8 protein-coding genes are annotated in these 11409 nt (G+C 71.2%); 5 read left to right on the top strand and 3 right to left on the bottom strand.

Annotated elements, in window-relative coordinates; all coding sequences use genetic code 11:
* Positions 1-240 precede the first annotated feature (240 nt).
* Positions 241-1140, bottom strand: coding sequence for a ricin-type beta-trefoil lectin domain protein (locus tag ACFV4G_RS27915; RefSeq protein WP_380444864.1), 900 nt, complete (start codon positions 1138-1140; stop codon positions 241-243).
* A gap of 699 nt (positions 1141-1839) precedes the next feature.
* Between ACFV4G_RS27915 and ACFV4G_RS27910 the strand changes: the two genes are divergently transcribed.
* The 5 genes from ACFV4G_RS27910 to murJ all read left to right on the top strand — a co-directional run bounded on the left by ACFV4G_RS27910 (position 1840) and on the right by murJ (position 9080).
* Positions 1840-3114 (top strand): MFS transporter, encoded by a 1275-nt coding sequence (locus ACFV4G_RS27910; RefSeq protein WP_380444863.1) that lies wholly within the window; start codon positions 1840-1842, stop codon positions 3112-3114.
* A 136-nt stretch (positions 3115-3250) separates the two neighbouring features.
* Entirely contained in the window at positions 3251-5194 is a 1944-nt protein-coding gene (locus ACFV4G_RS27905; protein ID WP_380444862.1) for a Stealth CR1 domain-containing protein, read from the top strand.
* Positions 5195-5251: 57 nt separating this feature from the next.
* On the top strand, positions 5252-5818 hold the full coding sequence (locus ACFV4G_RS27900) for a GntR family transcriptional regulator (RefSeq protein ID WP_380444861.1): 567 nt from the start codon (positions 5252-5254) through the stop codon (positions 5816-5818).
* A gap of 452 nt (positions 5819-6270) precedes the next feature.
* Positions 6271-7158 (top strand): alpha/beta hydrolase-fold protein, encoded by an 888-nt coding sequence (locus ACFV4G_RS27895; RefSeq protein WP_380444860.1) that lies wholly within the window; start codon positions 6271-6273, stop codon positions 7156-7158.
* 47 nt (positions 7159-7205) lie between these two features.
* The gene (gene murJ / locus ACFV4G_RS27890; protein ID WP_380444859.1) at positions 7206-9080 is read left to right on the top strand and encodes a murein biosynthesis integral membrane protein MurJ; all 1875 of its coding nucleotides are present in this window, start codon (positions 7206-7208) and stop codon (positions 9078-9080) included.
* Between the two features lie 221 nt (positions 9081-9301).
* On the opposite strand, the gene ACFV4G_RS27885 is transcribed toward murJ, so the two are convergent.
* Complete coding sequence (locus ACFV4G_RS27885) at positions 9302-10093, bottom strand: hypothetical protein (protein ID WP_380444858.1); 792 nt, start codon at positions 10091-10093, stop codon at positions 9302-9304.
* Between the two features lie 265 nt (positions 10094-10358).
* Positions 10359-11270: a LysR family transcriptional regulator gene (locus ACFV4G_RS27880; RefSeq protein ID WP_380444857.1), complete on the bottom strand. Its 912-nt coding sequence runs from the start codon at positions 11268-11270 to the stop codon at positions 10359-10361.
* Positions 11271-11409 lie beyond the last annotated feature (139 nt).

The following is an 11409-nucleotide window of genomic DNA, read 5'->3' as shown; positions in this document are numbered from 1 at the left end:
CGCGCGGGTGTGTTGCGGGCGCGCGGGCGTGCCTCGGGGCGGGCGGCGCCGGGCGGCGGGGGGGCGCGCCCCCCCCCCCCCCGCGTCTCGCTACGATTCCCGGCCGCAGCCGGTTGATCGCCGTGTTGCCGCCACCCTGGAATTCGTCGTTGCCGGAGGGCCTTCACCGTTCGACGGAATCACGGGCCCGGGCCGTGAACAACCGCACAGCCCTGGTGCCGGACGTGTTCCGGCGAGTTGCTACGGCTTGGTCCACTTCTGGTTGGCGCCGCCGGTGCAGGTGTACAGGGTCGCGGGAGAGCCGTTGTCGGTTCCCCAGCCCTTGACTTCGAGGCACAGGCCGGTGTCCTGGTGGCGGATGGTGTTGTCGGCGTTGTCCAGGTTCCACTTCTGGTTGCTCTCACCCGTGCAGGCGACGGCGTGCATCGGAGCGGGGAGCTTGGAGGTGTCGCCGGCGGGGGCGAGGCAGTTGCTGCCGAAGACGCGCAGTTCCTTGGCGCGGGTGCGGACGAACTCCTGGTGCGAGGTGTCCCAGTGGTTCCAGATGATCACACTGCCGTCGCTCTTGGCGTCCAGTGCCCTGCCGGATGCCTTTCCGGTGAAGGCGAAGGTGTGCGCGTTCGCGTCCTTGACCCAGTCCGTGACATTGTCGGTACGGGTGATCACGGCCTGGTTCTTGCCGGCGGGCTCGCCTATGCAGTTGTGCAGGGAGGAGGTGCTGGTGACACCGACGAGTTCGCCCTTGCCGTTGATCACGGGACCGCCGGCGTCGCCGCTGCAGATGGCGCCGCTGACACCGCCGTTGAGCGAGGACGCGGTGATGCCCTTGTCCCCCACGGTGACGGAGGTCTGGGCGCGTGACACCGGCACCCACTCGTCCTTGGTGCGGCCGTAGCCGACGGCCTTGAGCGGTTCGCCCATGGCGACGGAGGTGGCGAGGGCGATGGGGGTGACGCCGGTGGCCGGGCGTTCCAGGTGCAGGAGAGCCAGGTCGCGGTTGTCGTGGGCCCTGAGTTCGGTGACGGCCAGAGTCTGGCCGGCCCAGAACGCGAGCACCGCGGGCACGACGCAGGAGAGCGGCGTCCAGAAGACGAGCGACCCAGCAGCTGCGCCAGGATGGACAGCTTCTGCGGCGGCCACCGGGAGTTGAGGAGGTGGTGCAGGGGCCCGGTGTGGCCCGCTCCGGCGGCGACGGCGAAGTAGGCGTACTTCCCGTCCGGCTGGAACGCCGGGATGACGCAGAGGAAGATCAGTGCGAGTGCGGCGGCCGAGGCGGCCACGGTGGCCAGCCCGAGCCGTCTGTTGCCCTTCAGGAAGACGTAGCACCCTACGGCCGCGACGGTGACGGGCAGGCTTCTGAAAAACCGGTGCGAGCACGCACATTTGTGACCGCAGAAGCCATGCTACGGAGACCGGCACCCGAGGCTCAGGGACGAAGGACCCGGGCTGATCGGGAGAACTCACAACTTCTTGCTGCCTTGCAGTCGCCTTGGTCTCGCCACAGGCGGCCCCAACGCGACCGCGACAGAAGCCGGATTCACCTCTCGCATCCACTTAAGCATCACTGGTTTGTCGCACTTCGTGAATCTGAATACTCACCTGCGCAACCACCCCCGCTCGTAGGTTCGTTCGCACCTGAATGTTCTCGAAGGGGTGAAGAGTGACGAATGTGACCGCCGGCAGGGACGTGCCCGGGGCCGGCACCGCCACCGTGTCGCTCTCGGATCTCGTCGAGTGGCATGTGGTCCGGGACCCCGATGCGCCCGCCGTGGACTACCCCGGCTCCGGGATATCGCTGAGCTGCGGCGAGACCGGCCGAGACCCCGAGGATCCAACCGCATGAGGCCCTCCCCGGGGGACGGTCGGACGTTCCTGCCGCTGCGACACCGCGACTTCCGGCAGCTCGCCGGCGGGCGGTCGCTGATCTACTTCGCCAACGCCATGGCGCCCGTGGTACTCGGCTTCGCCGTGCTCGACCTCACCGGGTCGACGACCGACCTGGGCTTCGTCGTGGGCGCGCGATCGCTCGCCAACGTCGCGCTGCTGCTCCTCGGCGGTGTCGTCGCCGACCGGTTCTCCCGGACCGTGATCCTCCAGGGCTCGGCGGTCGGGGCCGCCCTGGTGCAGGCCGTGGTCGCACTGACCGTCCTCCTCGGCTGGACCTCCGTACCTCTCCTCGTCGTCCTCGGCGTGGCCAACGGCGCGCTGTCCGCGCTCTCGCTTCCGGCCTCGGCAGCGCTGACCCCGCAGACCGTCCCCGCGGACGTGCTGCGGCCGGCCAACGCCCTGATGCGCATGGCCACCAACATCGGCATGATCGTCGGGGCCTCACTCGGCGGTGTGGTCGCCGCCCTGATCGGCCCCGGGTGGGGACTCGCGGCCAACGCGCTCTGCCTGTTCCTCGCCGCGGTGTGCTTCCACGGTGTCCGGATCGAGGCAGGCCACGACGGGCCCGTCGAGCGCTCCCGCCCCCTGCATGAACTGCGGGAGGGATGGCGCGAGTTCACCGCCCACACCTGGGTGGTCGCCGTCGTCCTCCAGTTCACCGTCGTGAACGCCGTCGTCGCCGGCGGCATCCAGGTCCTCGGGCTCGGCATCGCCGACGACACCTTCGGGCGCGGCTGGTGGGGCGCAGTCCTGGCCGCGCAGATGATCGGCGCCGTCGCGGGCGGCTTCCTCGCCGCGCGCTCACGCACCCGGCACGCGCTGCGCCTGGGCGTGGCCCTCGTGACACTGGAGGCGGTACCGCTGGTGGTGCTCGCCGAGGCACCGCACGCCCTGCTGCTCGGGGTCGCGATGTTCCTCAACGGCGTGGCCCTGGAGCAGTTCGGAGTGGCCTGGGACGTGTCGCTCCAGGAGAACATCCCCGCCGACCGCCTCGCCCGCGTCTACTCCTACGACGCGCTGGGGTCGTTCATCGCCCTGCCCGTCGGCGAGATGCTGGCGGGCCCGGTGGCCAACCTGGCCGGTGAACGGGCGACGCTGCTGTCGGGCGCCGTGCTGGTGGTGCTGGCCACCGCCGCTGCGCTGCTCAGCCGAGACCTGCGCCGCCTCACCGTCGCCCCGGCCGCGCCCGGACGGCTCGCGAAGGGCCGGAACACCGACGCCGCGTAGCGCGACCCTCAGACCGCCGGTGACCTGTCCGGCCGGCTCGATGACGGGGCGAAGCCTCACGTCGTGGATCTGCGGGTCGACGCGGGATGGCGTGCCCGCCACACATGAGACCTGGAAGTAGAAGGAGATCCGGATCGTGGAGTCGATCCCGGGCAGCGCGGCAACGTTCGCCGAGGCCGTCCACCTGACCGATCCGCCCGAGCCATCGACCGGGAACTCCGATGCCGGGCCCCCGGAGTCCTGCCGGGCCGGGCGTCGTGACGGCGCCGACGCGTTCGGGCGAGAAGGCCTGGTGCTCCGCCTCCGCAGGGCCGGGCGTGCCCTGCGCGTCGCGGCCCGCAGGGCACGCCCGAGTGCGGTGCCGGCGACGCCGGAGCCGGTTCCTCCGAGCGCCGAGGACCTCCGCCACCGGCGCGAGGAAGAACTGCTGGCCCTGCACCCGGGCCTGGTGCGGGAACGCGGCCTGGTGACCGAGGTGCGGGACGACCTACTCGCCGCGGACGCCTTCCTGCGCAGTTTCACGGAGATCACCGACGTGCTGCGTACACGCGGGATCACGTTCGCGCCGATCCCCCGCCACGGCTCCCGCCAGTGGGTGGTGATCCCACCAGGGCTGCGGGCCGACGTACTGGCAGCCTGCGCCACGGCGTTCCGCAGCCTTCCCGTCTACGCCGATCTCCTCGGCCACGACCACACACATCGGACCGTCCTGGCGGATGAACTCCCGGACGCGGTGGCCGAGTTGGAGGGCCACACCAAGCCCGCCGCCGCAACCGCTGACCGCGCCGAATCCATCGCCCCTGAGCCGGCCCCCGTACGGGTCAAGGGCGTGCGGCTCTACCGTCCGGTGGTGACGAGCGGGCGGAGCCTCTTCTACGGCCACGAGTACGGCTGCGACCTGGACTTCTGGGACTCCGCGCAACCCTCCGAAGGCGCCATCGCCGCGATCCACGAACCGCCGTTCGGCTGGTGGACGCCCTCCCTCGCAGCGGATTCCACCGTACGGATCGCCGACCGGGACTTCCCGGTGCCGGCCACCTTCACCCGGGCACGCCTGAACGACATCACCTTCCCGGTGGACGCGGTCATCACCTGGGTCGACGACGGCGACCCCGCCTGGCGCGCCCGCCGCGCCGCCGCACTCACCGCACGCCCGGACCTTCCCGGCCCGCCGTCCAGCGGGACCGGCGACGAGCGTTTCCGCAACCGCGACGAACTGCGCTACTGCCTGCGATCGATCGCGATGTACGCACCCTGGATCCGCCACATCCACCTGGTCACCGATGATCAGCTGCCCCACTGGCTCGCGACCGAGCACCCCGACCTCACCGTGGTCCACCACCGGGAGCTCTTCACCGACCCCTCGACGCTGCCGGTCTTCAACTCCCACGCCATCGAGACCCAGCTCCACCGGATTCCCGCCCTCGCCGAGCACTTCCTGTACTTCAACGACGACATGTTCCTCGGACGACCACTCCGTCCGGAGCAGTTCTTCCAGGGCAACGGCGTCCCCCTCGTCAACCTCGACTCCCGAGTGATCCCGCCCGGGCCGGTCACCGCCTCCGACGACGAATACGTCGCCGCACAGAAGAACACCCGCGCCCTCGTACACCGCAGGTTCGGCCGGGACACCACCAACACGCTCCGCCACACGCCGTACCCGCTGACCCGCACGCTGCTCACCGAGAGCGCCGAGGACTTCGCCGCCGAACTCGCCGACACGGCCCGCTCCGTGTTCCGCTCGCCCACCGACATCGCCCCGATCACCCTGGCCGTCGCCCGCGGCTACCTCACCGGCCACGTCGCGTGGGGCCGGCTCGGGCACCACGACACCGACATCGGCCGGCAGGCCCAACTCGACCGGCTCCCCGCGCTCCTCCACGACCGCGCGACAGACACCTTCTCCCTCAACGACGGGGCTCTCGACCACCTCGATCACCTCGACCGCGCCGAGCAGGACCGGGCCATCACGGCTTTCCTCCAGGACTACTTCCCCGTCCCCGGACCGTTCGAGGCCACCCCGCCACTCCCGACGGCACGGCGGCCCGCGACCGACCAGCCACCCGAGCCAGGGCCTTGAGGACGAACAGTGCCCGATGCCCCCAGGCCATGAATCCCACCGCGACAAGCCTTCCGGATGATCCACATGAAGACGAATCCGCAGGAACCCACGCCGGCCGAGGCGAGAAGCCGGCCGCATTACAAGACGCTCGCCGCCCACCTGGTCAGAGGACTTCCCGCAGGCCTGCCACCGGACCAGCTACCTCCCGCATGGAAGATCGCGCACTGGTACCGAATCCCGCTATCCACAGCACAATTCGTCCGGCGGGCCGCCACCACCCGGCTGCGCCCACCACTCCGGCTGTGCCCGGACGACTCCGCGTGCCCCGTGTGGGTCGGTGTGGCGGCGGATCTGCGCGAGCGCATCCGGGAGGGCCGCTTCAGCGGACGGATGCCGGGACGCAAGCCGCTCGCGGCCGCCTACAAAGTCGGGACCGACACAATCGGCAAGGCCCTCGAACTGCTCGCCGATGAGCACCTGGTCGAGATCAGGCCGGGGACGCAGGGCACCTACGTCTCCCAAGAGCTACTCGACGAAGGAGAGGTGAGCCGACACGACGCTCGCCTGATCGGGGCCCCGGTCAGCAAACAGGACCGAGACGCGGCGACACCAGGAACGACCGGCAGCGAGAACACGACGTGACGGCCCGAGACGGTCAGGGCGGGCCGACCCAGGGCCGCTTGAGCCGACGCGGTGTACTCAGGGGCCTGATCGGAGGCCCCGTCCTCCTGCTCACCGCCTGCGACAACGCCAAGACCGCCGGCACACGTCACCGCCGGTGGCTACGGCCGCCCCAGTGGCTGCGATGGCGGCAGTGCGCCGAAGGCCTCCGCTGTCGCGATCACCGCCAGCCCGGCCGCCGGCACTGGTTCCACCGACTCCAGTGACACGGCGAAGAGCACCGTCGCAGGCGGGGCCTTCGAGGGTTGCCTGAGATCCGCGGACCGCCCCAGCCGATTCGCCATATTTCGACGGCTGACGAGTCAACGAAAGTCGTCATGTCGGCTCATATTCTCCCCCTGAACACACGGCGAGCCGAGCAACCGCCTTGCCGTCAGGACTCAAGCAGAGTCATCCCTCCGAACCTCACCCACATGAAACTGACTGGCTCACACTTTCTCTTTCTCTCGATCGTCTTCGTCCCCCTTTCCGTGGGCCTCCTGATGTCCCTTTGGAACCGGGTGGGCGGTCCGCAGCCACTCCGCTTCGCAAGTCGTCTCGCCATGGTCCTCTTCACCCAAGCGACCGCCATCACGCTCGTGTTCGTCGTCGTCAACAACAGCAGCCAGCTCTACGGCAGTTGGGGAGACCTGCTCGGTACCGACAGCCACGTACGGGCCGTTCCCGTGCCACCAGTCGAGGAAGCGGTGCCCAACAAGGTCGGGCCCGGCGCTCCGGAACAGCCCAAGGCCATCCAGCAGTTCGGGCCGGTCGACGACAACGCGGTGCCGAAGGACGTGAGGACGACCGACGTGAAGGGCCGGATCTCCCGCGTGGACGGCAAGGTCAACGCCGAGACCCGGCTGGCGCGCGACGTCCCGCAGATGATCCTCGACAACTTCCGCGCCGAGCCCGGCCCCGAACACTGGGCCGTGGCCGGCTATTCGGCAGGCGCACACTGCGCCGCGCGCCTCGCCCTGGCGCATCCGAACCGCTACCACGCCGGTATCGGCATGTCCGGCTACAACGACCCGAACGGTCAGCGGGACTCGCTCACCGCGAAGGACCCGCACCTGCGGGAGATCTCCAACCCGCTCTACACGCTGACCCACGCGCAGACACCGCCGAACGTCGCCCTCTACCTGACGGGCCAGAAGGGCGACGGCTACGAGGACGCGCTGGCCCTGCAGAAGGCGGCCAAGGCACCGACCTCCGTCACCCCGGTGGAGGTCGACGGGCCGCATCTGACCTCCACCTGGAAGCGGCTGGTTCCGTCCGCATTCACCTGGCTGACCCGGACGATCGCCGCGAAGACGGGCTGAGCGACATCCGACCGAAGCGCCCCGGGCACCGAGAGACAGAGAACCACATGACCATGCCCAGCACCTGCGAGCCGACTGGCCCGTACGACACCCCGACGGCCACCCCCTCCCACGGGGTTCCGCCGGCCCCGGCGCCTCCCAGCATCTCCATCCCGGCCGCCGGTTCAGCCGTCAACGAAGCGTCTGCCACCGCCAGGGCCGGCCGGACCTCCAGCGGCAGCCTGATCATGGCGCTCGGCTCGCTCACCTCGCGCGCGCTCGGTTTCGTCCGGGCCGCGGTGATCGCCGCCGCCCTCGGCACCGCCGCGGTCGGGGACGGCTACGCCGTGGCGATCCTGCTGCCGAACACGATCTTCATCATGCTGATCGGCGGCGTCCTCAACTCGGTGTTCGTCCCGGAGCTGGTCCGGGCCGCCCAGCAGCACGACGACCACGGCGCGGCGTACACCAACCGACTGCTGACGGCCTGTGGGACGGCGCTGCTCGTGATCACCGCGCTCGCCTTCACCTGTGCGCCGACGATCGTGGACGCGTACACCGGTTACGGTCCGCACGACACGGCGCAGCGCGAACTCACCCTCGCGCTGGCCAGGTACTGCCTCCCGGCGATCCTGTTCCACGGGCTGTTCGGGTTGCTGGGGCAGGTGCTCAACTCCCGCGACCGCTTCGGGGCGATGATGTGGGCACCGGTGCTCAACAACGCCGTCGTCATCGCCGTCTTCGCCCTCTACCTGGTGCTCTACGACTACGCGGGTTCGGCGGAGGACGTCTCCGGCGGCGGAGCCGCTCTGCTGGGCCTGGGCAGCGCCTTCGGCGTCCTGGTGCAGGCGCTCGCGCTGCTGCCCTCGCTGCGCGCCTCCGGCTTCCGCTACCGTCCGAGGTTCGACTGGCGCGGTGCCGACCTCGCCGGCCCGTTGCGGGCGGCCGGGTGGGCCCTTCTGCTGGTTGTGGTCACCCAGCTGTCCTTCCTCGCCATCACGAACCTGGCCACCGGCGCGCTGTCCAAGGCCCACGGGGACGGACTGACCGCCGGTCTGGGCTACAGCGCCTACAACAACGCCTACCTGCTCTTCAACGTCCCCCAGGGCATCGTCTCGGTCTCCCTGGTGACGGCGATCCTGCCGGGCATGTCCCGCTCGGCGACGGCGGGCCGGTTCACCGAGGTCGGCCGGGAACTCGCCCGGACCCTGCGGACGACGGCCGGGATCATCGTCCCGGCCACCCTGGGCCTCCTTGCCCTCGCGGGCCCGATCACCGACCTCGCCTACGGTCACGGCGGCGTCTCGACCGCCGACACCGAAGTGATCGCCCAGACCCTGGCGGCCTTCGCGCTCGGCCTGCCGGCCTTCTGCGCCCAGTACACGCTGGCCCGCGGCTTCTACGCGATGGGCGACGCCCGCACGCCCTTCTGGCTCACCGCAGTGACCGCGGGGAGCAACGTGCTGCTCTCCGCCGTCGCCTTCCTGGTGCTGCCGAGCCGCTGGATCATCGTCGGCATGGCGGTGGCGCACACCCTCGCCGTACTGATCGGTGCCGCCATCACCAGCCGGGCGCTGGACCGCCGACTCCGCCGGGAGGCCGCGGCGCTCCGGACCAGCCCTCCGCCGGCAGGCACCCAATACACGCCGGCCCGTAGCGGGCTGGACGACGGCGGGATCGTCCGCCTCCACCTGACGCTGGTGATCGCCGGCGCGCCCGGCGCGCTGGCCGGGTACTGCCTGGCCGGATGGTCCGACGACCTGCTGGACGGCGGGGCGATCGCCGCCATGACGTCACTTGGCTTCGGCTCGGCGGCCGTCCTCGCCTCGGTGCTGGTGCTGGCCCGCCCGCTCGGGGCCGACTCCGTGGTCGCCCCGCTGGCCCGCAGGCTGCGCATCCCCTACCCGGCTCCGGCCGCCCGCCGGGGCAGACACCGCCGATGAGTCCTCACTTCCTGCGGGCGTCCGGACTCGGCGGGGAATCGTCGACAAGAAGACCGCGCGGCCAGAAAGCCAGAGAGCCAGAGAGCCAGAGAGCCAGAGAGCGAGTTAGTGGATTCTGTGACACCACCTGCATCAGGCTCGCAGCGCCGATCCAACCCCGGCCTGGCGGGAGCGGGCACGGCCGGATCCCTCCCGATGCGACGACACGCCTGGCCAGTAAGTCAGCTCCTGTTTCCGTCGGCACCGCACGGGAGCACGGCCCCGGGGTGGGCTGCTTGGAGGTCGTGCAGAACCTGGGTCTCAACGGTGTAAATGGCCGTGGGCGGGACGTTGATGAGCTGGTCGAAGGGCCGGTCGACGTTCTGGATGATGACGAGCGCGCTGCCCAGCAGGACGGTGATGGCGACGAGCGCCGCGAGCTGCCCGCGGTTGTCCCGGTGTGGCACGGCGATGCCCAGGGCGATCACCGTCATCGCGAGCACGGTCAGCAGGAACCAGAAGATCGGAGCCGGGATGCTGGGGCTGGCCTGCGCCACCCGTTCCTCTCGCGCGAGGGAGCGCTGGTCGTCGGCTGCGACGAGCATCCCGAACGCCTGCTCGGTGCGCAGTGTCCGGAACACTCCGCGAAATGCGTAGCTCCACTGGTCCGAGGCGTCCGAGCTGCGTACGGCGGCCATGGCGGGCCACTCGGCCGTCCGTACGGTACGGGCGTAACAGACCACGTCCTGGAGCAGCTGGCTCTGCTGGGGCTCGGGGGCGTAGGTGGCCATGGCGGCCAGGTGGGCCAGCTCGTGGGCTTCGCGGCGGGCCGCGTCGCCGGCCTGAGCGTACGAAGCGGAGGCGGTGACCAGGACGAAGGCCAGCAGCAGGATGGTCAGGGTCTGCATGGGGCCGATCAGTTCCTGGACCTTCATCCCCTGGTCGGTCTCGGTGACCATCCTTGGGCGCAGGTACCGGTTCGCAGCAACCGACGCCGACAGCGCGGCGGCGAGGACCACGATGATGACGATCACGACGGGGGCCACCTCCTGAAGCGATCTTCACGACACCGGATGTCCCGGGCGGGTTGACCCGCCGCACGCGCCGCCCAAATGGGTGGGCCCGTGTCCGGGCCATGTACTCAGGTGAATGCCCGGCGAGCTCCACTCGCGCCGTAGAGGCCTTGCCTGCGCCGGAAGTCGGGACTCGTGCCGGAGTCCCGCTGCCAAGTCCCGCAACGGGGCCGACAAGACGGTGCCGATCGGCTCGTTCTCCCGGGCCCGGCAGTTCGGTACGACCTCAGGCGGTCGTCGTGGCCGCCTCGGCCAGGGCGTCCAGCACCGGGCGGATCAGCGGGTGCCCGTCCGCGCCCGCGCGGACGGCGGCGAAGACGCGGCGGGTGGCGAGCTCGCTGTCCACCGGGCGGACGGCCACCTGCCCGAGGTCGACGCCGCGCAGGGCCGAGCGCGGCACCAGGGCCACGCCCGCGCCGGCGGAGGCGAGGGCGACGACGGCCCGGAAGTCGTCCGAGGAGTGGACGAGGCGGGGCTGGAAGCCGGCGTGCTCGCAGGCCAGCAGGACGACGTCGTGGCAGGGGTTGCCGGGGTAGGGCCCGATCCAGGGCTCGGCGGCGAGGTCGGCGACGGCGATCGGGCCGGTGCCGGCGGCCAGCGGGTGGCCGAGCGGCAGGACGGCCTCGAACGGCTCGGCGTACAGCGGCACGCGGGTGAGCCGGGCGTCGTCGGCGCGCGGGGCGCCGCGGTACTCGACGGCCACAGCCAGGTCCGCGCGCCCGTCGAGGACCATCGGGAGGCTGGCGTCGCCCTCGGCGTCCAGCACCTTGAGCCGCACGCCGGGGGCGCGCGCGGCGAGCAGGCCGATGGCGGGGGCGAGGACGAGGGCGATGCCGGTCGCGAAGGAGGCGACGGTGACCTCCCCCGCGACGCCCGCACTGTACGCGGCGAGGTCGGCCTCCGCCCGTTCGAGCTGGGCGAGGACGGCGTCGGCGTGGCCGAGCAGGATCTCCCCGGCCGCCGTGAGGCGCACGCCCCGGCCCTCGCGGGCGAGCAGGTGGTGGCCGGTCTCCTGCTCCAGGGCGGCCAGCTGCTGGGAGACCGCGGAGGGGGTCAGGTAGAGGGCGGCCGCGGCCGCGGTCACGGTGCGGTGGTCCGCCACGGCCCGGAGGGTCCGCAGCCGTCGTGCGTCGATCACACCCCAATTCTGCCAGCGCGCCGGGGTGATCCCGGCCGGGCCGGGGGGGGGGCGACCCGCGGCGGGCCCGGGGGGACAGGTAGGAAAACTGGGTGTGGGGGCGAGTGTGTTTGTGTGACACACACCGCGCCGCGCGCGG

Origin of the sequence: Kitasatospora sp. NPDC059747 (assembly GCF_042732955.1) — a bacterium.
Classification (GTDB): domain Bacteria; phylum Actinomycetota; class Actinomycetes; order Streptomycetales; family Streptomycetaceae; genus Kitasatospora.
This window is presented reverse-complemented; position numbering and strand designations above follow the sequence as displayed.

Bases quoted from the DNA above. Each gene is read 5' to 3' on its own strand.
- ACFV4G_RS27910 (WP_380444863.1), top strand. From the start codon at position 1,840: ATGAGGCCCTCCCCGGGGGACGGTCGGACGTTCCTGCCGCTGCGACAC.
- ACFV4G_RS27900 (WP_380444861.1), top strand. From the start codon at position 5,252: ATGATCCACATGAAGACGAATCCGCAGGAACCCACGCCGGCCGAGGCG.
- ACFV4G_RS27895 (WP_380444860.1), top strand. From the start codon at position 6,271: ATGAAACTGACTGGCTCACACTTTCTCTTTCTCTCGATCGTCTTCGTC.
- murJ (WP_380444859.1), top strand. From the start codon at position 7,206: ATGACCATGCCCAGCACCTGCGAGCCGACTGGCCCGTACGACACCCCG.